Origin of the sequence: Veillonella sp. VA141 (assembly GCF_003992175.1) — a bacterium.
GTDB lineage: Bacteria > Bacillota > Negativicutes > Veillonellales > Veillonellaceae > F0422.
Genome location: NZ_RQVM01000001.1, coordinates 369,062 through 392,029 on the forward strand (window position 1 = coordinate 369,062; position 22,968 = coordinate 392,029).

Below are 22,968 nucleotides of genomic sequence, written 5' to 3' on the forward strand. Positions count from 1 at the left end.
TATGCCTTTACTTAGCATGATCAGTACTGTCAAATTCTAAAATTGGCTCCCACACGCCTAATGCGGCTATACCTTCTGTTGTCTCCATATCCTTAGGATTCAGAAATGAAAGTTGGGCACATACCTTATCTTCTTTAGCAATGACCTTACGATAAGAACCATCAGCTCGCATGACATGGGCTTTTTGATTATCCGCTAAGTAAACTTCTAAAATGTGTTGTAATTCTTTCTGTAAAGCCATATCTTCTACAGGAACCATTAATTCCACTCGATCATTTAAATTCCGTGGCATCCAATCAGCACTAGAAATATAATAGGGACTCTCGCTATGATTCTTAAAATATAAAATACGATGATGTTCTAAGAATCGCCCCACAATGGATCGCACAGTAATATTGTCACTAACCCCCTCAATCCCCGGTCTAAGGGTACATATACCACGAACGATGAGATCAATCTTGACCCCCTTACAAGAAGCTTCGTATAACTTAGCAATGATTTCTTTATCTAGTAAAGAGTTCATCTTTGCAATGATATGCCCGCCCTTACCTTGTTCTACAGCACGAATTTCTCCCTCAATCAAATCCATTAAAGACGATCGCAAAGTCAATGGAGCTACAATAAGATGCTGCCACTGCTGTGATTCTGCATATCCAGAGATGGTATTAAAGAATAGGGAACTATCATCTGCATAGGACTCACGACAGGTCAATAAGCCACAGTCTGTATAATATTTAGCAGTCTTCCCATTATAATTGCCTGTAGCAAAATGCATATATCGGCGTAGTACATCGCCTTCTTTACGGACCACCATAGTAATTTTGGAATGCGTCTTAAGCCCTCTTAAGCCATAAATAACATGACAGCCAGCTTTTTCTAAACGCCGTGCCATAATAATATTATTTTCTTCATCAAAGCGAGCTTTAACTTCCATCAACACGGTAACTTGTTTGCCTAGCTCTGCTGCTTTCACCAACGCTGCTACGATGGGAGAATCCCCACTGACACGATACAAGGTTTGCTTGATAGCCAGTACATCAGGGTCTACAGCTGCTCTAGCCACAAACTCTTCCACCACGGAAAAAGAATCAAATGGATGGTGCAAGAGTCTATCTTTTTCGCGGATATAATCAAAGATAGCTGAAGTCCCTCGCTCCGTTACGCAAGGAAGTTCTCGTCGTGTAAAAGCAGGATATCGCAAATGGTCGTAGCCAGGTAAATTACAAAACTCACCAAAGGAGGCTACGTCTAAGATTCCTTCTGCTATATAAACGGCTTCTTTTTTTGCCTGCAATCCTTGCAAAACAAATTCCAATAACTGTGGATCGTAATGTTCACATACTTCCACACGTACCACTTCACCACGACGACGCCGTCGAAGAGATTTTTCAATCTCCCGCAGTAAATCCGTTGCTTCTTCTTCGATGTCTAAATCCGCATCACGTGTGACACGGAAGGTGGTAAAGGAATCGATATGATGACCCACAAAGAAATCTTCACAATAATAGTTGATGACATCTTCTAACATAACGAAGTGACGATGCACATCATTCGGTACTTCAATAATTCGATTCAATACAGAGGGAATTGGCAAAATAGCCATCTTCTCTTGATCCTTATCATGGATAGGGTGAATCTTCACCACCGAGTTTAATGTTTTATTCACCAAGAATGGAAAGGGATGGCTCGCATCCACAGCTAGTGGCGTAACGACGGGAAAGATATGCGTACGAAAATATTGGTATAACCAATGTAATTCACTTTCTTTCAAATCTTTAACTTTGATAAAGTGTAAACCTTCTTTTTGTAATCGTTTTAGAATATCGTGAAAGTACATATATTGCAAGGATACTAATTTTTTTGTAGCCTCACTGATGGCTTTTAATTGTGCTTTGGCATCCATATGGGCGGCATCGTATTTAATAATGTCACTCTGCTCTTGATGACGCAGTCCAGATACGCGAATCATAAAAAATTCATCTAGGTTAGAGCTGCCAATGGTCAGAAATCGTAGTTTTTCCATGAGTGGATTACTTCTGTCGATAGATTCTTGCAAGACTCGTTGGTTGAACTTCAGCCAAGACAATTCACGATTAAAATAATACTTTGGATTATCAAAGTCTTTCATAGTATCACTCCTAACGAACTTTCCAATGTATCACTAATTCACGTTTAAATTCTTTCTTACACTGCTTTTTTAATTTTTCGATAGCCATCTCCATCATAGAAATATGGCTTAATTCTTTCACCTCAACATGCATATCTATTTGTTTATCTGTAATATACGTTTGAAAGGAACGTATAGTACGTTCATGACTTTCTTCAAAAGCTTCTGCTAAGGCTAAGGGAAAGGACAATTTTTGTATCATCTCTCGATCCCCTTCTTTTAGTACGGAGAGATACGGAGACTGCTTAATAAATTTACTGTTTGCTCCATGGGAATAGGATGCAATAAAAGCACTGAGTAGTTGTTCTCGGTGAGATAATCCATAGAGATTACTATTAATAATCATATACGCACTATGTCTTGCATGGCTATAATAGTTGATTTGCTTTCCTAAATCATGGAGCAAAGAAGCTACTTTCAAGATTAATTTTAAGCGCTCTCCTTCTGGCATTAGTTCTTTCCATTGTTTATAAATCTGTTTTGCCAGTTTCGCAATGTATAGGGAATGGTCCACATCATGAGGTGTAAAAGAGCGCAGCACATTCAAAGTAGAGTGGGTCACAATATCATCTACAACGCCATTTTTTTGAAGACATGGTAGCCCATACTTCTCTGCTGAATAGTTAGTTCCATAATACTGAAAGAATAGCCCTTCCCGCAAGCCACAACCGCTGACAATCATGGACGATGCCCTTGTATACTCCATCAATTCCATAATAATGGCCATACCTGCTACGATGATATCGGCCCGTTCCGCAGATAACCCAGAAATCTTTTTCCGTTCCTCCCACGGTGTTTCTTTCACCCGATGAAACAAAGCCTCCATACCCGCTTTTTTTACCTTGTAATTGTGCAATTTAGGGATAGGATAATTTTTCTCCCGTTGGTCCATTTTTGCAATATTTCGGGCTGTCCCTCCAATTCCAATAAGAGGTAATTTGGTATGTTTCAACCAACTTTCACGATGTAATACCTCTTGGATATAACCCACCATAGCTTCGTATTCGGCACTTGTAAACTCATGACCCGATTTAAATTGTCCTGTCATCACAAGAGCCCCCATAGGAAGGCTAACAGATTTTTTTAATTGTCGATTTTCAATTAAGCTAATTTCTATACTAGCTCCACCAAGGTCAAATACAATAAAATCATCTAATCCTATGGTATTGACAACGCCTAAAAATCCTAAATATGCCTCTTCCTCTCCACTAATGGCACGTAAAGGAATCCCTGTTTCTGCATATACACGACGAATAAAGCTATTACCATTTGTGGCCAATCGCACAGCCGCTGTAGCAATACCTTGAATCTCTGTAACTCCCATAGCCTTTGCCATATGCGACAAGGCTTTCAATGTTTTAATGGCCCGTTCCATAGCAGGTTTTGTCAACATTTGATGAGTCCACATACCCTCACTGAGGCGAATGGACTCCTTCTGTTGATATACCAAGCGATAACTGCCTGAATCTGTAATTTCTGAAATGACAAACCGTACTGAGTTTGATCCTAAATCTATTAATGCTACTCGTTTCATAGGTCTCCTATGTACACAGAAAGGCACTTTCCGTATATGCTACTGTGAAAGTGCCTTTCTCATTCTATATTACTCAATACCAAAACAACGCTTACCATTCTCTAAGGCAATAGCAGCTAGTTCTTCTACATCCATACCACGCAATTGAGCAATTTCTTGAGCCACAAATTGTGTTTTAGATGGATCATTGCGACGCCCTCTAAATGGAGGTGGCGTCAAATAGGGGGAATCTGTTTCGATGAGCAAACGGTCCAATGGAATGTGCTTCGCTACTTCTTTTAGATTCGTAGATTTAGGGAATACTACAGGTCCGGCAAAGGAAATATAATAGCCCATTTTAATAAATTCTTTTGCCATTTCTAAACTGGTAGAAAAACAATGGAAGACCCCATAATTGCCTTTCCCATGTTCTACTAGCATATCTCGAATAGCCCCGTGCGCATCACGATCATGGATAATAATCGGTAAATCCACTTCTCTCGCAATGGCTAATTGGCGTTTGAAAGACTCTGCTTGCACATCTCTATCAGAAAAATCATAGTAATAGTCTAAACCGATTTCGCCAATGGCTTTTACTTTAGGATGGGACGCCATTTGTTTAAACCATGCATAGTCTTCTTCTGTGGCATCTTTAGATTCATGTGGATGCACACCTACCGCTGCATAGACACGGTCATACTGTTCAGCCAAAGCAATGGCAGACTCTGCTGTTTGACGATCCACAGCAGGGCACATAATATACTCTACGCCTTGGTCAAAACAGTCTTGAATCATCTGGTCCCGATCATTATCAAATCGTTCATCATTGATATGCGCATGTGTATCAAACAATCGCATTATCTCACCACACTTCCTGGAGTTAAGGATTCAATATTGGTTACTTCTAATTGATCCTCTTCATTAGAAGCGGATAAAATCATACCTTCTGACATATGGCCCATGATTTTTTTCGGCGCTAAGTTTGCCAAATAAATCACTTTTTTACCAATTAAGTCTTCTGGTTTGTAGAATTGAGAGATACCACTCACTACGGTGCGTGTTTCAATACCTAAGTCCAAGGTAAACAACAACAATTTTTTAGATTTTTTCACCGCTTCGCAAGTCAATACTTTCGCTACCCGTAAATCTAATTTTGCAAAATCATCGTATTCGATGGTCTCTTTAATCGGTGGAATATTGCTAGTATCTACCGCTTCCTCAGTGGATTTTTCTGCAGCTTCTGGCGCCACTTCTACCATTTCAGGAATTTCAAAACGTGGGTAGATTGGATCTCCTTTTACTACTTTTGTACCAGTCGGAAGAGCCCCAAATGTGCGTACATCATCTAGCATAGCTTGTGCAAACCCTTGTAAACCAAGTTGTTCCCAAATTTTAGGAGCCCCTGTTGGAATCACTGGATCCACTAAGACAGCGATAATACGCAAGGATTCTGCCAAATGATACATCACGGCTTCTAAGCGCTCTGCATCGCCTTCGTTGGCACCTTTCGCCAATACCCAAGGCATCGTTTCATCGATGTATTTATTCGTACGACCAATGAACGCCCACACAGCTTTAAAGGCTTTGTTGTACTGCATATCTTCCATCAATTGTTCGTAGTCTTTTACTGTTTGCTCAGCTAGAGCAATTAAATCCTTGTCAACATCTTCTGTTGGCGCATGTTTTGTAATGATACCACCATGATATTTTTCAATCATCGCTACGGTACGATTCAACAAGTTGCCTAGGTCATTGGACAAGTCTGCATTGATTTTCGTAATAAAGTTAGGCAAACTGAAATTACCATCATTGCCTAAATGTACTTCATTCACCAAGAAATAACGCAATGCATCAGAACCGTAAGTATCAATCAATGGAATTGGGTCGATTACATTACCTAAGGATTTACTCATTTTTGTACCATCCACTACAAGCCAGCCGTGACCATATACTTTTTTCGGCAATGGCAAGCCAAGACTCATGAGCATAATTGGCCAAATGATCGTATGGAAACGCACAATCTCTTTACCTACTAAGTGCAAGTCTGCAGGCCAGTACGTTTCAAATAAATTGCTGTTTTCATCCAATGGGTTTAAAGCAGAAATATAGTTAATCAACGCATCAAACCATACGTACATAACATGTTTTTCATCAAATGGTACTGGAATGCCCCAGTTAAAGCTAGTACGAGATACTGCCAAATCTTCTAGGCCTTGTTTCACGAATTGAATCATCTCATTACGACGAGATTCTGGTTGAATAAAATCAGGATTCTCTTCTATAAATTTGAACCATTGATCAGCGTATTTATTCATGCGGAAGAAATAACTCTCTTCTTGTACTACTTCTAATGGACGACCGCAATCAGGACATGTTTTTTCTGGACCTAATTTAGATTCTGGCCAGAATGTTTCGCATGGTACGCAGTATAAACCTTCGTATGAAGATTTGTAAATATCTCCATTATCGAATGCTTTTTGGAATAAATGTTGGCAATATTTGATATGTCTTTCATCTGTAGTTCTAATAAAATCATCATGAGAAATATTCAATTTTTCCCACAAATGTTTAAATCCATCAACGATTTGCGTTGTATATTCTAAAGGAGTAATCCCCATAGATTCCGCCATACGTTGGATCTTTTGGCCATGTTCATCAGAGCCTGTTAAGAAACGCACATCATAGCCAGCTCTGCGTTTGAAACGAGCAATTGTATCAGCAATGGACGTACAGTATGTATGCCCAATATGTAATTTCGCACTTGGATAATAAATTGGTGTCGTAATATAATATGGCTTCTTAGTCATCTGTTCTCTCCTTACTATACCATTCAATTTCATTATATATATCGCGCCGTGAAAGGCCACGCTCTTTTGCAATTTGACGGGCTGCCTCTTTTTTTGGCACCCCTTCTTCGATTAAGGCTAAGGCTGCCTCTAGTGGTGAAAGCACTACTTCCTCCACCTTCGTTTCATCTGTCACAGTCTCCTTGCCACCCACCAAGAGGACAAATTCCCCTTTTTCTACGATTTGACCGAAATCATTTCGTAACGCTAGCAAGGTAGTTCGTGTAAAAGTTTCAAACTTTTTCGTCAGTTCACGACCTACTGTGATAGGGCGATTCCCCAGCCCTTCATATAAGTTTTGGATAGTTTCTTCTATACGATGGGGAGCTTCATAGAAAATCAGCGTTCCTTCATAGGTAGCAATCCGTGATAACACCTCTTTTACATTCTGCTTTCGTTTCGGCAAAAAACCTATGAAGTGAAATTCCTTTGTGTTTTGCCCTGATGCGATAAGCGCCGTTAAACCTGCATTCGCACCTGGTAAAGGAACAATGGGTATCCCCACATCGATAGCCTCTTTCACCAAATCTTCACCGGGATCAGAAATAGCAGGCATCCCCGCATCACTGACTAAACCGATGGATTGACCATCCAATAAACGCTGGATGAGGTCAGCCCCCTTCTCCGCTTTATTGTGTTCATGATAGGAAATCATAGGCTTAGCAATATTAAAATGTTGTAATAATACCCCTGTATGACGCGTATCTTCCGCTGCTACCACATCTACTTCTTGTAATGTACGCACAGCCCGATAGGTCATATCTTCTAAGTTCCCAATGGGTGTGGGAATTAAAAATAATGTCCCTTTATGACTACTCATAATATGCTTGTACCTCATCTGAATAGGAACCATCCACTTCGTAAATATACAAAGGTGGTTCAACCATCATACCTAGTTTTCCACCATATTTTAATTCTAATAATACTAACTTGCTCACTTTATCTTGGTTACCATGAACAAAGCGCATTCGTTTTACCCTAAATTGAGTCTGTTCTATAGCACTCAGTAAGGATTCTAACCGTGGGGTTGTATAAATCATCCACAGTGTGCCACCAAATTTTAAATACCGTTGAGCTTGTACCAATCTATCTTTCATAGAGTGTTGTTGTTCATGTAAGGCTAATGCTATACTTTCTTCTTGTGATAGAAGTCCACTATTCGATTCAAAATAGGGCGGATTCATGTAGATACCATCAAACTGACCATAATACGGTTTGCCATCATCGGTCATGTAATCTAGGTCCACCATAGATACAGCATCTGCAATATCATTATGAATCACACTTTTCTGAGCTAACTCAATCACAGAGGAATTACAATCTACCCCCACTACATGACGAGCTCCACGATGGTACAATACATGGGGAATCACTCCTGTGCCTGTACCTAATTCTAAATAGTTCTTATTGGGTTTTGCCTCTCCAAAATGAGCGAGTAAAATAGCATCAATAGAAAACTTAAACTCTTTTTCGTCTTGAAACAACTGAAACCCACTTAGTAATAATTCTGTGATTGTAATATTACTCTTCATCCGGCAATGCCACTTCCGACCAATGTAAGTCGATAGTTCGTCCCGCTTCTAATTGTACTTTTACTGTCTTTTTCATAGTATTGATTTTTAAAACTTTTCCTAACCCTTCATCGGTGACTACTTCTTTACCGATACCAGGTGGCTCTGCTACAGGAGCTGGTTGTTTTACTTTTTGCGAATACAAGTCTCCTCCTTTTAGGTAGGAGTCATTTTCATAGTTCAAACAACACATCAAGCGACCACAAATGCCAGAAATTTTTGTTGGATTTAAGCTCAAATTTTGATCTTTCGCCATACGAATAGATACAGACGCAAAATCGCCTAAGAAGTTAGCACAGCATAATGGACGTCCACAAGCACCAATTCCATTTAATACTTTTGCTTCATCGCGCACACCAACCTGTCGCAATTCAATGCGCGTACGGAATACATTAGCCAAATCTTTTACTAATTCTCGGAAGTCAATTCGACCTTCTGCAGTAAAGAAAAATACAATTTTATTCATATCAAATGTGTATTCCACATTGATTAATTTCATAGGCAATCCACGATAAGCGATTTTTTCTAGTCCAATCTCAAAAGCTTTTTCTTCTCGCTCTCTATTTTTCTCTACTTGTTTAAAATCTTTTGGCGTGGCTTTACGTGTCACTTCTTTCAGCGGTTGCACCACGCTATCTTTCGATACTTTTCGTGGTCCAATTACGACTTCCCCAAATTCCAAACCACGAGAGGTTTCTACTATGACCCCATCTCCTGTCGTAAGGGTTACAAACCCTGGACTAAAGTAGTAGATTTTGCCAGCTTTTTTAAAGCGTACTCCTACTATAGTAACCACTATATATCCTCCTTCACAGCCTCCCTTAAGGCTAATATAACTCCATCTATAACAAGGCCTAAGCGCACATTAAGGCGCAACGCCTGTTCTGCTTCTAATGTAATGGGCACAATTCGTTGCAAAGATTTTGATGACCATCGTGGTAAAATCATTTGCATACGGAATCTATACTCACTTAGTATTATCTTTTCACTCTCTGTACCATATCGCAAGGCTAGCATATCTCTTGCTAACACACGTAACCAGCTCAATATATCGAGTACTACTTCTTTTGAAAGTCCCTCAAAGGATAGAGATAAGGTAGTAAAGAAATGACTTCTTTCTACTACGCATTCTAGTACTTCCATAGCCTTTTCTAAACTTTCAATACCACCAGCCTGCGCCCACTGACGAGCTAATGTTGGATTTCCACGAGCACTTCGCACAGCACGTCGAATATCTCCTGTATACCCTTCTTTAGTTAGGGCTTGTACCAATTCTTCTTCTGGCACTGGTTGCATACCGATAAGCATACATCGTGACACGATGGTGGGTAGTACATTGTCGATATTGGTAGTGACAATGATAAAATACATATTCCGTGGTGGTTCTTCAATCGTTTTTAGCATCGCATTCGCTAAGACAGTATTGGCTGTCTGAAAACCTTCTACGATAACCACCCGCGGTGTATCACTAGATACATTGATATACTTCTCTAATAAGGTATACCATTGTTCCACACTGAGCTGTGTTTTCATAGGGCGAATCCAAAAGGCTTGACCTTGATCAATATAGATTGGCAATCCTTTATCTTTGACTGCGCTCTCACTTTCACCAGACTCAATGCGTTGTTGCTCTATAGTAGATAAAAAAGTTCGTCCTTCATCAGGAGAAAAAATCTGACGTCCCACTAATAGGGACCCAATGGCAATGGCCATGGATGTCGACTCTAAACCTGTTTCTCCGTAGAGCAGTAAGCTATGGGGCAAAGCAGAATCTCGGATTAATGTAGTAATTTGTTCTTTCACTTGGTGTTGACCAAGTACAGTTTCAAAAAATGACATACATCCTCCTTTACCTCATAAGACTACCCTTTATTATAGCATGTTATGGCAATAAATACACGAATAAAAGAAGAAACACCCCATGATTTCGGCAAAATATTTGCACTCCATGTGGTGTTTCTATCATATCCTTTTTTGAACATGTATCATACCATAACAGACTATCCATGATTATACTATTCACACTAGTGAATAGGTACGACACATTTTATTAGCTAGGGACTAGCCTTTACATATATATTGTTTTGCAATACCATACACTTCCTCATGAATGTCATCAATAGTGCGCAACTGATTGCTTTCATTCTCGCAGTGCACACGGTGCCAATCATAGGCATTCACCAACATATCATAAGCATCATGAACCGCCGTCAAATGAGAGGCGTCCTGTTCATGTATATCACCCGTATTGCCACCGGTTTTGCCTGTGCGTTCTGCTAACAACGCTTTGGACAACGATAGTGGCATATCTAATAGAATCACTGCATCAGGTCTTGGTAACCCATATAAATCGTACTCTAATTGATCAAGCCATTGTAAAAACGTATTTCGTTCTTTTTTATCAGTGTACTTTATCATTTGATGCACCATATTCGATGTAGTATACCGATCGGCAATAATGATGCCACCTTCTTCGTAAAAGCGTTGCCAATCTTGGCGATACGATGCAAATCGGTCTATGGCATAGAGCGTACTAGCCACATAGGCATTCACTGAGTTCGCCTCTTTTCCAAAGTCTCCTCGCAAGTACATTTTAATTGGTTCTGCTGCTGGACTATCGTAATTAGGAAAACTTACAGACCGTACTGGGTATCCTTCTGCTTTTAGTCGTTCCAATAATTTTGCTGTCTGCGTGGCCTTACCACTGCCGTCGCCGCCTTCAATAATAATTAATTGTCCCATATAAATCTCCTTATGACATCACAATTCTTCTCGTATACTCTGTCAATCCCGTACCTCTATCTCTCTATCTTTACACACGAGGATTGTCTGCAACTGGCGATCCCTAGCACCATTCGGTACATACCCATCACATTGTTTCTGTTTCATATATGCCAATACTTCTTCCGTTATAGTCTCACCTACACCTAGACAAGGAATTCCCGGTGGATAATAGGTAATCGTTTCCCCACTAATTCGCCCTAGGGCTTGTGGTAAAGGGATTTCTTCCATCTCTGTATAAAATGCTTGCCGTGGTGAAAGTGCCACGATTGGTGTGGGTAATGTTTCTACTGTACTTGCATAAAAATCAATAGAGTTAGTAATACTTTCAATCCTGTGTCTATATAGATCCGAAATATCCTGCACTGCATCTATGACCTGTTGTATAGATGTATCCGTATCACCTATGGTAATCAATAACAAGACATGGTAGGCTTTCATGAGTTCCACTTCAATATGACGGGCTCGCAACTCTCGTTCTAACTCTTGTGCAGTCAGTCCAAGGTTCTTTGCATCAATAATAATCTTAGTCTCATCCAAACTGAAAGCACCTTCTATGTCCTCAACACTAGGGCAAGCAATGCCAGGAATCTCATTCAGAGCTCTTCGCAAAGTACGAGCTAAGTTCAATGTATCTTTCATGAGAGATTGTCCCTCTGTAACCCATTGATGGCGTGCCATATCCAAAGATGCTAAGAAAATATAATTCGGACTAGTGCTCATCAAGATTTGTTGTAATCGTTGAATACGGTCTACATCAATACGAGACCCCTGTCCATGGAGCATCGAGGTCTGTGTTAAAGACCCTAATAACTTATGTGTACTTTGAGCGACTAAGTCTGCTCCACTCGCTAAAGCTGGCTCTGGCATTCCTAAAGATGATACAAGATGTGGTCCATGAGCCTCATCCACTAACACTAGCATATGTCTTTCATGAGCTACCTCTGCAATTCGTTTTGCATCTATGCCCACGCCATAATAATTAGGATGTACTAGCAATATAGCCTTTGCCTCTGGGTGTGCATCCATCGTAGCGATGGCCTCCTCCGCTGTAACCCCTACTGGTATGCCCCAGCGCGGATGAAAGCGCCCTTTCATATAGATAGGTTTAGCTCCACTCAATACTAAGCTATTATGAACAGAACAGTGAGCCTCTCTAGGAATGATGATGGATTCTCCTTCTTTCACTGCACTCATAATCATCATTTGAATCGCACCAGATGTTCCATTAATAGAAAACCATGTATGATCGGCTCCAAAGGCCTGTGCTGCCAGTTGTTGTGCTTCCAGCAATTCACGCTCTGGCTCATGATAATCATCGATAGCATACATTAAGCCTAAATCATAGGGTAAGGCCTTTCCCATCCACTCTGTGAGTAATGCAGGAGCTCCCTTACCAATCTTGTGACCAGGAGTATGAAAAGGCACCATATGTTGTTTTTTATATTGTTCTAAAGACTCCACAAAAGGAAGTCGATTTTGATTTAACCTTTGTTTCATATATTTACTGTTGATTCTTTTACAATATTATTAAATTTATAGATCTACATACTCTATTTAGTATTCTACCTTACTCTGTACATCGATTCAAGGTATTCTATCACCATCTAATTGTAGATTTCCACCATATTACATAAGGATATTATACACTGCATGATTATAAAGTTTATATGTAATATACTATCTTCTAGCTTTTTAAGAAACAAAAAACTGTTACAATTTGTAATTTCTTACAAACTGTAACAGTTTTTGATTATTTACTATATTCCGCAACGTATTGGGAACCTGCTTGCACATAGTGTTCCATTGTATTTGCCACTTGGTGTAAATCTTGACTAGTCAAAGCATTGATGTCTTGACCGCCCGTTGCACTATTGATAATTTGTGAAATTTCGTAACCACTATATCCTAGCACAGACAAGCGGTTGGATAAACTTTTAATTAAGCTCATTGCTAACCTCCATTTGTGTAGTAATTATTTGAATTCATTTCCAAAATTGGATCCTTCCGTGGTCGGGTTTAACCACCATAGCTAATAGTCCGTCATAAGAATGTTTACAATAAGCATCCATTTGTATACATATCTTAACTAGCATCAGACTATATTGCTATGTTAATTAATATTATAACGATTTTTTTCGATATTGTCAAGCTTATTCTATAGAATAAAATATATTAAAAAAATCGACCCCCAAAAGGGGCCGATTTTCCATACTAACTTGTAATCAAAAGCGTTTACGCTAATTAAAACCGATAGTATTGAACATACAATTATTTTCTACTTTTAGATGCTAATGTAGCCAACATTGCTTCTTCAGTACGACGTCGTACTGCGTCCACTAATGGTTTAACTTCTAAAAATTCAGCATCAGTCAAACGAAATGTACGTCCTTTACGTTCAAATAAGGATTTTTTGCGACCTGCACCAGCCCGCTTGCCGCCCCAATTATTACCTTTCATGATAATGCCTCCCTCACAATAAGTAAAAATAAAGACGATTCACATTAAATACTAATTATACTGCTCTAGATTTAGTATATACTTTTATTTTCATAATTTCAAGATGAAAACACATATATAGTGAATTTATTTGATTGAATTCCTTCATCAATTCAAAAGTCATGCAAGGATTAATCAAAATCACTTTCATATACACGATATATGCAAAAGAAAAGCCAAAATAGAGCAAATGCTCTATTTTGGTTGTTTCTGATTTTTTTAACGAGGCCGTCCTTTTTTAGGATTATATAGATTCATTCCTTTATCGATACCTACTTCTACACAACCAAGAACAGCTTTCATCATAGCCTTAACGCCCTTCTTTACTGTATCCTGTTGTTCTTCTGGAAATCGTGATAATACATGATCTACAACGGTCCACTCAGGCAAAGGTCGACCAATGCCAAAACGAAAATGTGGAAAACCGTCCGTTCCTAAATGACTAATCATAGACTTGATCCCATTGTGTCCACCTGCACTTCCATTTGGTCGAATTCTAATCTTCCCAACTGGTAAGTCCATATCATCATATATAACATAAACATCCTCAGGTGTAAGCTTATAATATCGCATTAAAGGACCTACAGACTCACCACTAAGGTTCATAAATGTTTGCGGTTTTACCAACAATACTTTTTCGCCCGCTATCGTGCATGAACAGAGTTCCGCTTTATAATCTTCTCTCCATGGTGTATGACTCACTCCATCAGCAATAGCATCCACTACCATGAATCCGATATTATGACGAGTTCCCTCATAGTCCCTACCTGGATTTCCAAGTCCAACTATTAACTTCATCTTATTTATCAAACAAAGAGCTTACAGACTCTTCTCGGAAAATACGTAAAATCGCATCTCCCAATAAAGGAGCTACGGACAGTACTGTAATATTAGGTAATCGACGTTCTTCTGGAATATCAATTGTATTTGTTACAATTAACTCTTTAATGTTGGAGTTAGCAATACGTTCGCAAGCTGGATCTGTTAATACTGCATGTGTCACACAAGCGGTTACAGATTTAGCGCCAAATTCTTGTAATGCTTTCGCCCCTTCTACAAGCGATCCTGCTGTATCTACAATATCGTCAATAATGATACAGTTTTTACCTTGTACATCACCAATTAAGTTCATTACTTTCGCAACACCTGGTTGTGGACGTTTTTTCTCGATAATTGCAATTGGTGCACCAATACGGTCCGCTAAATCGCGGGCACGCGTTACACCACCAAGGTCTGGAGATACAACGATGACATCTTCCATTTTCTTTTCATTAATATAGTTTGCAATAATGGAAGCCCCCATTAAATGGTCTACTGGCACATCAAAGAACCCTTGAATTTGACCTGCATGAAGATCTACAGTTACAAGGCGAGTCACACCAGCAGTTTGTAATAAGTCTGCCATTAATTTTGCTGTAATTGGTTCTCTACCACGAGTTTTTCTATCTTGGCGAGCATATCCATAATATGGTACAACGGCTGTGATATGACGAGCTGATGCACGTTTCAAAGCATCTGCCATGATGAACAACTCAACTACATTATCATTCACTGGATAGCTAGTTGGTTGTACGATAAATACGTCTTTACCACGTACACTTTCATCAATCATGACTTGTACTTCACCATTATTGAAGCGACCTACAAAGGCTTCTCCTATTGGAAGGTCCAAATAATCACAAATTTCTTTGGCTAATGCTGGATTTGCATTACCTGTAAAAATTTTGAGTCGTTTACCATCTTCTAATGTCATGTCATTACTCCTCTAAAACAATTGACTTACAATTTGATGCACAAAGGCTCTATGTATATTGTACTTCATTTTCTCAATTTTGTGTAAACTATTTTATCATTTTTTTTACACATTGTTATTTCTTGAAAGTATCATCTGTTACCCAGTTCTCTTTGACCACTTGGCGAGCCCGTCCGAATGCTAATCCACGGTTTGGCACATTCTTCGTTATAGTGGAACCTGCAGCCACATAACTTTCACTACCAATCGTTACAGGCGCTACTAAATTAGAGTTACAACCCACAAATACGCCATCCTCAATGATAGTTCGATGTTTCTTTTTACCATCGTAGTTCACCGTGATAGTTCCGCAACCAATATTCACCTTCGATCCTACATCGCTGTCGCCAATATAGGACAAGTGCGGAAGTTTTGTACCTGTACCAACCACGCTATTTTTCACTTCTACAAAGTTACCAATTTTCACTTTGTCAGACAACACAGTATCTGGACGCAAATGAACAAATGGACCAATCACCGTATCGTTCTTGATTTCGCAATCATGTGCATAAGAATCATGGATATGGTTATTATCTCCTACTGTTACGTTGGACAAGCGTGTATTTGGCCCCAATATATTATTCGTTCCTACCACCGTATTGCCTTCTAGCGTTGTATTCGGATAAATAATGGTATCTGGTCCAACCACCACTTCTGGAGCAATATATGTACTATGAGGGTCCACTAGAGTCACGCCAGCTTCCATGAGCGCTAAGTTGGTGCGATTGCGCAAAATTAACTCTGCTTGTGCCAACTGCAAACGGCTGTTTACCCCTAAGGACTCATCACTATCCATAGTCATATATGCACTTACCGTTTTTCCTGCTCGTACAAGAATACTCACCACATCTGTAATGTATAGCTCACCTTGTGCATTGTCATCTGACAATTGTTCTAAACAAGGCCATAATTCTTTAGAATCAAAAATGTACATACCTGTGTTTACTTCGTGCACTTTTAATTCATCTAGTTTGCCATCTTTTTCTTCTACAATGCGTTCTACAGACTTAGCATCATTACGAATGATACGGCCATACCCATATGGGTTGTCCATGTAGGCTGTTAATACTGTGGCTGCCGCCCCTGTTTCTTTGTGGTGCGCCAACAATTGTTCCAATGTTTCTTGCGTTACTAATGGTGTATCACCGCACAACAACAAGATGAGACCATCATGGTTGCCCAATACAGATTCTGCTTGTTGTACAGCATGACCTGTGCCTTTTTGCTCTAATTGTGTGACGTATTCCGCACGGTCACCTAAGTAGGCTTTCACATCATCACCACCAAAACCGACGATAACCACATTGCGCTTCGCCCCTATAGATTGAGCCGCTTCTAATACACGTTCCACCATAGCTTTACCAGCTACTTTGTGCAATACTTTCGGAAGTTTAGATTTCATGCGCGTCCCTTTACCGGCCGCTAAAATCAAACCAACTAATTCACTCATATGCATCCACCTTTATTGTTGACATAGTAATAATCATATATAAATTAGCATACCATATTGCGGGAGATTTTTCGACTGTTATTTATAGTATGTATCTCCTAACACTTTATTGTTTTATGGATTCTATAACATATTTTGCAATGATTTTACTATTTTATGGAATAGAATGTAACTTTTTCTTTATTTCACCATTTTTGTGGAGTCTATGACAAATTTTTCTACATATAACAAAAGGAAAGCTGAAATCATTCAACTTTCCCTTAAACAATCGCTTACTAATTGAGCTCTTTTAACTTCTCTTCCCACTTTCTTGCTTCTTCCGTATTAACCGATACACCAATGCCCTCTTTATAGCATCGTATAGTATCGTTTATTCCGTCTTTATGATTCTTTTCTGCAGACATAAGATAGTATTTAAAGGCTTTTTCCTGATTCACAGCCCCCCATATCCATTCTCATAGTAAAGACCTAAATTACGCATTGCTTGTCTTTGACCTAACTTCGATGCCTTTAAGAAATACTCTCTCGCTAAAACTTGATTTTTTTCTACTCCAGTCCCCGTATCATAACACCATCCATATAGATTAAATGACCACGGATTATTAAGTTCCATTGCTGTGTGAAGATATTTAAAAGCTTTAGTTAAATCCTTGTCAACAATCTCTCCATCAATATATGCAAAAGCTAATGCTGTTAAACAATCCCCATGCTGTAAACGTGCACCTCGCTCATACATTGCAATTCCAGCCTCGTTATCAACACTTACTCCCTCACCATTTATATAACACTGAGCCGTACGATACAAAGCTTGTGATGATCCTAAATCAGCTGCTTTTTTATAGTATTCAAATGCCTTTTCAGCAGATGCATTAACAAACTTACCGTATTGATGATACCAACCAAGTGCTCTCACACAATCAGCAATGTTAGTCTCTGCCCCGTTAGAAAATAACTCAAATGCTCTTTTTTTATCTACTAATGTTCCGATTCCCTCATCATAACATCTTGCATAATTGTAAATTCCAATACAATATCCTGCTTTATATGATTTTTGATAATAATCAAATGCCTTTATATTATCGTAACCCTTATAATAGCTCCCTAGTGCATTTAAACATAATCCAATACCTGCCTCTGCACCTTCCTTTAGTAGCTCTAACCCTAATTTTCTATCTTCATTACCATGATACCCATAATATAGTAACATACCATAGATAGCCATTGCATGTACATCACCCAGCATACTTGCTTTTTTGTACCATTCTATGGAAAATTGTTTATGATCTGCATACCAATAATCACTAAAAAAAACTTTAAATTTAAAATTATATAATTTACTCTCTTCTAAGTTGGGATCTTCAATCATATTGTAATATGTATCACACACATCCATCCAACCATTTCGCTTTGCTTTTTGAGAAAGTTCATATAATCTCATTGTATCCTTATTTACAATTGACTTAATATAGACTTCTTTATGCTTCACTTTCGTTATAATATCCAGGTATCTATTGTCATTGATACCAAGAACATTCATTAATGGTACTAAGCTATTCTCATCATTTATATCTAAGTTGTTGACTTCCTCTGGAATGGAACCATATCCTCTTACTTGTAGCCAATTCAGTATCTTACCAGAATAAAAATGCGATACAATTAACTCAATATCACCATATTCTTGTAACTCTTCAATCGTATTTGTCTCCTTATCACGAGATAATATCAGTTTAGCTTTTATTTTTCTTTTCATATGACTTTACCATCCATAAGATTAACTATTATGAATCCTATACAGCTCATCAGTCACCTCTTTAGCTACTTCTCTAGCCCTCTTAATAACTTGATCATATTCTTCCTTATCACTTATTTTTCTATTAATTCGCATTATATCATCTGCTACGTCCTCATCCTTATATCCTTCTTCAAGAGCTCTTTGATAATATTCTTTTGCTCTATAATAATCTTTATCTACTCCATTTCCTACCTCATAGCATAAACCAAGTCTATAAAGTGCACATAGATTATTTTCCTCTATACCAGTTTCCAAGGATTTTTCATACCATTTAACTGCCTCTTTGTAATTTATTTCAGTTCCAATCCCAGAATTATAGAAATCTGCAACATATCGTCTAGCTAGCACTATTTTTTCATCATAATAATCTTTTTCTCCTATTGTTTTCATTAACGAAAGGCATTTTTCATGATTTTGAACAACCAGATTACCTTCATAATACATATTGGCTAATTCAAATTGAGCTAATGTAAAATCTGCATCTGAGGATTTTATTATATACTCGAGTCCTCTTTCTATATTTTTTTCAAATCCACCAACACCATATGCCAAACCTAAGCCATAATTGAAATATGCATGTACACTGCCCTGATCTACTGCCTCACAAATCAATTGTCTACCTTTTTCAAGATGAATATTTTCATTTATATAGCAAACACCCAAATCACTTCTTACACGAAATCCTCCGCTTTCTAAGACCTTCTCATATATCTCCATCGCCTTTATTACGTCCTTTTTTACTCCATTTCCGGCTGTATATAACTCGCCTAATTCAAATAATGCTTCCAAACTCCCTAATTCACTAGCTTCATTAAATAATTGAAAAGCTCTTTTATTGCTATTAGTAACCCCTATTCCATATAAATAACAATACCCTAATATTAATTTAGCCTTAGAGTCACCAAAATCAGATGCTTTTATATACCAATCTATAGGAAAGTTACGTTTTTCTCTCCACACTTTATAAAACCTTACATTAAGTTGCAAAAAATCATAAGTATATACATAACGTTCTTCCATAGCAGGGTTATTTAGCATTAATTGATAAGTATTGTAAAGATCTGTCTCGCCCTCAAGAAAAGCTTTCTCCAAAAGCTCCGCGATTCTTGCATCTTCACGGTTTTGAACATTCTTCTTATATTCTTTCAAAGCTACTAGCTTATCTTGTTCTTTTTTTATTGTATCAATATCACAAACTATATCAGCTTGTTGTAATCCAAGAATCGTAACTAATTTTTCTATAAAATCTACATCATCAATATCAATATGAGACAACAACTCAAGTTCTTCTATATATTTACGCTCCTCAAGCCATCTCATTAACTTTTTAGTATAAAATGCCTCTACCACGCATTTTAAGTCCCCATATATTCTCAACTCTTCTAGGGTTGTGATATTTTTTCCTTCCGTACTTTTTAAAGCAAATTTGATTTTTCTACCCATATGTTTAATCCTTATTTTTAAAACCAATTAAATGGATTCAACGCTTTTGCAATTGACTTTACACCACTCCATACTGCTTTTGCCACAGATGCAATAGCACTACATGTGGCCTTCGCTGTTTTCACAGCTACCTTTCTAACTGTAGTAACTCCTTTATGGACTATTTTTCCTACGGTGGAGCCAGCCATAGCTCCTACAATACCACCAATAAGCGTTCCAATTCCCGGTACAATAGAGCCTATGGTTGCACCAATTTCGGCACCTGTTGCCCAACCTAAGAACCCACCAACTCCAGAGTATGTATTAGACTCCATTTTATGTATGGCTTGCATTGGTGTAATATCACCATTCCCTAGTTCATACATAACTTTTGTATTATCTACTAAAATAGAGCTAACAACTCCTAAGACTCCCGTCGATGATCCCACTAAGTTTGGCAATACGCCTTTTTCTGTCCCTACTTTTAACGCTGCTGTTAATGCAGTCTTGGCCCCTGTGTCAGCACCTGTTTTAATAGCAGTTTCCATGACTTTGTCGGCTTCTATATCATTTCCATTGACAAGGTCCCCTAAGACTTGCATACCTGCTCCCATCGCTCCACCTGCAGCAGATGCTAATCCAATTTGCATACCCATATATTTTGTTAACTCTTTGGCATCATAATCATTCCAAGTTCGTTCTTCAATCCCTTTTCCCGATTGAGCTAGTTCTTGTTTTCGCTTTACTTCTGCTTTACTCAGAGCACTCCCTTTTACTCCATCTGCAGTTTCTATGTACTCTGTAACAGTCTTTTTACCTAATTTGTTTTTAACTTCAAGCCCTTGACCTTTGGGCACTAAAATCCTTTGATTCCTGTAATCTTTATCTAGTACCATATCCGCTGTGGCAGTGGAATCTTTACCAAATTTAGCTTGATACCTCTGCACACCTTTTTGACCTGTACTCATACTATCTACAGAAATATCTACAGAGTTTTTACCATATGTTTGCCCTGCCTCAGGTTGCAATACTCTAGCACGATAGGCTCCATCTTGCAAGGCAGCATTTGTATTATAAGAGTTAACCAATTCTGTTTCCGCAATAAAACCATCTAAATTAGGATTCTGATTAATCGAACCAGTCTGCGTCAAAATCGTTTTCATACTTTCTTGATTCGCCTGATCTAGAGTTCTATCTATTTCACTCAAATAAGAAACAAACTGTTCTTTCCCCATTTGTGCCAATACCGAATCAAACTGCGTTTGCAACCAGCCTTGTCGGCTTACACCTTTACTTTCACTTTCTTCCAAGCTTACCTTTGCGGTTTGATAGCGTTCCAACCCAGTAACTGCTAATTCAGCTTGAGTATCAGCCTCTTCCTCTGTTAATTCTGGCATTTCATTTCTATAAAATTCAGATAACCATCGTTTCGACTCCTCTTTTGTTTGTGGTGACTCTTGTGCCCATGATTCTGTAGCTCGTTTTAATATACTTTGAAAGCCACTTACATTAATATCTGTTGCTTTCATAATTCCCCCTTATGTAGCACTTTTGAATTTTTTCTCTTTGTAAATTTTCACCATTGCTTCTATTTGCTCTTTCATAATTTCTTTCAATGGATATGACTTACTAATAGCTGTTTCAATATCTTCCGTTGTAATGCTACTACGATTATTTGTAAAAGCAGTTTCAACGGCATCTTTTACAACACCTTCAATATCTGCGCCGCTATACCCTTCCGTTTGCTTCACTAATTTATCTAAATGAATGGAGGCGCTATCCTTTGGTCTCCTTGAATTAATATGAATTTCAAAAATTTTAGTACGTTCTTCTTGATTTGGTAAATCTACAAAGAAGATCTCATCCATTCTTCCTTTTCGAATCAATTCAGGTGGTAATTTATCAATCTTGTTGGCTGTCATCACTACAAAAACTTGACTTTTCTTTTCTTGCAACCATGTTAAAAAAGAACCTAATAAGCGATTGGTAATATCTGCATTGCCACCTTCTCCACTAACGCCTGATAAAGCTTTTTCTATTTCATCAATCCATAACACACAAGGTGCAATACTTTCTGAAAGAGCAATTGCTTTTCTCATATTTTCTTCTGATTCACCAACGTATTTCCCCATGATACGGCCCATATCTAACCGTAATAAAGGCGCTTTAAACAAATGAGCTATCGCTTTGGCACTCAGTGATTTACCACAACCCGGTACACCAGCGATTAATACCCCTTTGGGAATATCTACACCAAATTCTTTTGCCGCTTCTATATTATTAAAAATCTTTTCTTTCTTTGTAATCCATTCTTTCAGACTATTTAAGCCACCAATATCATGAATAGATTCTTTTAACGGTACCATTTCTAATACGCTTGTGCGCTGTACAATTTGTCGTTTATGCTCAAGAATTAAATCGATATCTGATTCTGTTAATTCTCCATCATTTGCATAAGCTAACGCTAAAATATTGATAATATCATATTCACAAAGCCCTTTAAACGCATTGGATAATATATACTGTAACTGTTTATCCGCTATAATCTCATAATCTGCGCAAAATTGCTCTATAATCTTACCAATTTCTTCATGCGTTAACGGCTCATCTTCTATAATACTAACATATAGTTCTAACTCATCAGGAATCTTAATATTTTGTCCTACTATCACAATTGTACAATCTTCAATTTCTCCATCAGTAATCATTTGTGCCAATCGTTTCAAATAACCAATTACTCTTGGATTATCAATAAACGATACGCTATCTTTAATAATTAATAACGAATTTCTCAGTTCTAATGAAGCATCTTCATATAATATACTTAACATATTATCTAATGTGTAATCATCTAAGTTGGGAATGGTAGTATCCTTACATTCACTAGTACTCCACTCTATGATACGTCTTGAAGGTGCCAATTCTTTTAAAAGCTCAACTGCCTTCGCCTCTTCTATTACTTTATACAAAATAATAGGAAATGCTGCGTCAAAATAACGATTTATTTTTTCTTTTACCTTAGACATACTAACTCCAATCTTCCTATTTTCTCATAATTCACAAAACCATGCCGGATCTGATACATATCCTTACAAAAAGTATAAAAACATTTCTTCTATGTAGTCAATACTTATT

Annotated in this window: 20 protein-coding genes; all 20 read right to left on the reverse strand. The window is 38.1% G+C overall.

The window, feature by feature from the left end:
* Positions 1–7: 7 nt before the first annotated feature.
* Complete coding sequence (gene ppk1 / locus EO112_RS01745) at positions 8–2,128, reverse strand: polyphosphate kinase 1 (protein ID WP_127162614.1); 2,121 nt, start codon at positions 2,126–2,128, stop codon at positions 8–10.
* 10 nt (positions 2,129–2,138) lie between these two features.
* The gene (locus EO112_RS01750; RefSeq protein WP_127162617.1) at positions 2,139–3,701 is read right to left on the reverse strand and encodes a Ppx/GppA phosphatase family protein; all 1,563 of its coding nucleotides are present in this window, start codon (positions 3,699–3,701) and stop codon (positions 2,139–2,141) included.
* Positions 3,702–3,770: 69 nt separating this feature from the next.
* The gene (locus EO112_RS01755) at positions 3,771–4,538 is read right to left on the reverse strand and encodes a TatD family hydrolase (protein WP_009372192.1); all 768 of its coding nucleotides are present in this window, start codon (positions 4,536–4,538) and stop codon (positions 3,771–3,773) included.
* The gene (metG, locus tag EO112_RS01760; RefSeq protein ID WP_127162619.1) at positions 4,538–6,487 is read right to left on the reverse strand and encodes a methionine--tRNA ligase; all 1,950 of its coding nucleotides are present in this window, start codon (positions 6,485–6,487) and stop codon (positions 4,538–4,540) included. The genes EO112_RS01755 and metG overlap by 1 nt, the downstream gene beginning before the upstream one ends.
* Positions 6,480–7,346, reverse strand: a complete 867-nt coding sequence (rsmI, locus tag EO112_RS01765) for a 16S rRNA (cytidine(1402)-2'-O)-methyltransferase (RefSeq protein WP_127162621.1) — start codon at positions 7,344–7,346, stop codon at positions 6,480–6,482. The genes metG and rsmI overlap by 8 nt, the downstream gene beginning before the upstream one ends.
* A complete protein-coding gene (locus tag EO112_RS01770) occupies positions 7,339–8,058 on the reverse strand; it encodes a tRNA1(Val) (adenine(37)-N6)-methyltransferase (RefSeq protein ID WP_127162623.1) in 720 nt (239 codons plus the stop codon). The genes rsmI and EO112_RS01770 overlap by 8 nt, the downstream gene beginning before the upstream one ends.
* Positions 8,048–8,893, reverse strand: coding sequence for a stage 0 sporulation family protein (locus EO112_RS01775; RefSeq protein WP_009372216.1), 846 nt, complete (start codon positions 8,891–8,893; stop codon positions 8,048–8,050). The genes EO112_RS01770 and EO112_RS01775 overlap by 11 nt, the downstream gene beginning before the upstream one ends.
* Positions 8,893–9,936 carry a hypothetical protein gene (locus EO112_RS01780; RefSeq protein WP_127162625.1) on the reverse strand — a complete coding sequence of 348 codons (1,044 nt, stop codon included), beginning with the start codon at positions 9,934–9,936 and terminating at the stop codon, positions 8,893–8,895. The genes EO112_RS01775 and EO112_RS01780 overlap by 1 nt, the downstream gene beginning before the upstream one ends.
* A gap of 222 nt (positions 9,937–10,158) precedes the next feature.
* A complete protein-coding gene (locus EO112_RS01785; protein WP_126941107.1) occupies positions 10,159–10,839 on the reverse strand; it encodes a thymidylate kinase in 681 nt (226 codons plus the stop codon).
* Between the two features lie 42 nt (positions 10,840–10,881).
* A complete protein-coding gene (locus EO112_RS01790) occupies positions 10,882–12,378 on the reverse strand; it encodes an aminotransferase class I/II-fold pyridoxal phosphate-dependent enzyme (protein ID WP_127061351.1) in 1,497 nt (498 codons plus the stop codon).
* A gap of 253 nt (positions 12,379–12,631) precedes the next feature.
* A complete protein-coding gene (locus EO112_RS01795) occupies positions 12,632–12,829 on the reverse strand; it encodes a hypothetical protein (RefSeq protein ID WP_009372177.1) in 198 nt (65 codons plus the stop codon).
* Positions 12,830–13,149: 320 nt separating this feature from the next.
* The gene (locus tag EO112_RS01800; RefSeq protein WP_009372189.1) at positions 13,150–13,338 is read right to left on the reverse strand and encodes a hypothetical protein; all 189 of its coding nucleotides are present in this window, start codon (positions 13,336–13,338) and stop codon (positions 13,150–13,152) included.
* A gap of 258 nt (positions 13,339–13,596) precedes the next feature.
* A complete protein-coding gene (gene pth, locus EO112_RS01805; RefSeq protein WP_009372201.1) occupies positions 13,597–14,175 on the reverse strand; it encodes an aminoacyl-tRNA hydrolase in 579 nt (192 codons plus the stop codon).
* 1 nt (position 14,176) lies between these two features.
* Positions 14,177–15,130, reverse strand: a complete 954-nt coding sequence (locus EO112_RS01810; protein WP_009372162.1) for a ribose-phosphate pyrophosphokinase — start codon at positions 15,128–15,130, stop codon at positions 14,177–14,179.
* A 115-nt stretch (positions 15,131–15,245) separates the two neighbouring features.
* On the reverse strand, positions 15,246–16,619 hold the full coding sequence (glmU, locus tag EO112_RS01815; RefSeq protein ID WP_127162627.1) for a bifunctional UDP-N-acetylglucosamine diphosphorylase/glucosamine-1-phosphate N-acetyltransferase GlmU: 1,374 nt from the start codon (positions 16,617–16,619) through the stop codon (positions 15,246–15,248).
* A gap of 275 nt (positions 16,620–16,894) precedes the next feature.
* Positions 16,895–17,056, reverse strand: coding sequence for a sel1 repeat family protein (locus tag EO112_RS01820; protein WP_127162629.1), 162 nt, complete (start codon positions 17,054–17,056; stop codon positions 16,895–16,897).
* Positions 17,053–18,369 (reverse strand): tetratricopeptide repeat protein, encoded by a 1,317-nt coding sequence (locus tag EO112_RS01825; protein ID WP_127162631.1) that lies wholly within the window; start codon positions 18,367–18,369, stop codon positions 17,053–17,055. Before EO112_RS01825 ends, EO112_RS01820 begins: the two co-directional genes overlap by 4 nt.
* A 21-nt stretch (positions 18,370–18,390) precedes the next feature.
* Positions 18,391–19,854 carry a tetratricopeptide repeat protein gene (locus EO112_RS01830; RefSeq protein ID WP_127162633.1) on the reverse strand — a complete coding sequence of 488 codons (1,464 nt, stop codon included), beginning with the start codon at positions 19,852–19,854 and terminating at the stop codon, positions 18,391–18,393.
* Positions 19,855–19,871: 17 nt separating this feature from the next.
* Complete coding sequence (locus tag EO112_RS01835) at positions 19,872–21,362, reverse strand: hypothetical protein (RefSeq protein WP_127162635.1); 1,491 nt, start codon at positions 21,360–21,362, stop codon at positions 19,872–19,874.
* A 9-nt stretch (positions 21,363–21,371) separates the two neighbouring features.
* Positions 21,372–22,859 (reverse strand): AAA family ATPase, encoded by a 1,488-nt coding sequence (locus EO112_RS01840; protein ID WP_127162637.1) that lies wholly within the window; start codon positions 22,857–22,859, stop codon positions 21,372–21,374.
* Positions 22,860–22,968: the final 109 nt, after the last annotated feature.

Excerpts from the sequence above, each read along its gene's own strand:
- EO112_RS01780 (WP_127162625.1), bottom strand. The coding sequence starts at position 9,936 with ATGTCATTTTTTGAAACTGTACTTGGTCAACACCAAGTGAAAGAACAA.
- EO112_RS01800 (WP_009372189.1), bottom strand. The coding sequence starts at position 13,338 with ATGAAAGGTAATAATTGGGGCGGCAAGCGGGCTGGTGCAGGTCGCAAA.
- glmU (WP_127162627.1), bottom strand. The coding sequence starts at position 16,619 with ATGAGTGAATTAGTTGGTTTGATTTTAGCGGCCGGTAAAGGGACGCGC.
- EO112_RS01840 (WP_127162637.1), bottom strand. The coding sequence starts at position 22,859 with ATGTCTAAGGTAAAAGAAAAAATAAATCGTTATTTTGACGCAGCATTT.
- EO112_RS01825 (WP_127162631.1), bottom strand. The coding sequence starts at position 18,369 with ATGAAAAGAAAAATAAAAGCTAAACTGATATTATCTCGTGATAAGGAG.
- EO112_RS01770 (WP_127162623.1), bottom strand. The coding sequence starts at position 8,058 with ATGAAGAGTAATATTACAATCACAGAATTATTACTAAGTGGGTTTCAG.
- pth (WP_009372201.1), bottom strand. The coding sequence starts at position 14,175 with ATGAAGTTAATAGTTGGACTTGGAAATCCAGGTAGGGACTATGAGGGA.
- ppk1 (WP_127162614.1), bottom strand. The coding sequence starts at position 2,128 with ATGAAAGACTTTGATAATCCAAAGTATTATTTTAATCGTGAATTGTCT.
- EO112_RS01750 (WP_127162617.1), bottom strand. The coding sequence starts at position 3,701 with ATGAAACGAGTAGCATTAATAGATTTAGGATCAAACTCAGTACGGTTT.
- rsmI (WP_127162621.1), bottom strand. The coding sequence starts at position 7,346 with ATGAGTAGTCATAAAGGGACATTATTTTTAATTCCCACACCCATTGGG.
- EO112_RS01790 (WP_127061351.1), bottom strand. The coding sequence starts at position 12,378 with ATGAAACAAAGGTTAAATCAAAATCGACTTCCTTTTGTGGAGTCTTTA.
- EO112_RS01830 (WP_127162633.1), bottom strand. The coding sequence starts at position 19,854 with ATGGGTAGAAAAATCAAATTTGCTTTAAAAAGTACGGAAGGAAAAAAT.
- EO112_RS01755 (WP_009372192.1), bottom strand. The coding sequence starts at position 4,538 with ATGCGATTGTTTGATACACATGCGCATATCAATGATGAACGATTTGAT.
- EO112_RS01835 (WP_127162635.1), bottom strand. The coding sequence starts at position 21,362 with ATGAAAGCAACAGATATTAATGTAAGTGGCTTTCAAAGTATATTAAAA.
- EO112_RS01795 (WP_009372177.1), bottom strand. The coding sequence starts at position 12,829 with ATGAGCTTAATTAAAAGTTTATCCAACCGCTTGTCTGTGCTAGGATAT.
- EO112_RS01785 (WP_126941107.1), bottom strand. The coding sequence starts at position 10,839 with ATGGGACAATTAATTATTATTGAAGGCGGCGACGGCAGTGGTAAGGCC.
- EO112_RS01810 (WP_009372162.1), bottom strand. The coding sequence starts at position 15,130 with ATGACATTAGAAGATGGTAAACGACTCAAAATTTTTACAGGTAATGCA.
- metG (WP_127162619.1), bottom strand. The coding sequence starts at position 6,487 with ATGACTAAGAAGCCATATTATATTACGACACCAATTTATTATCCAAGT.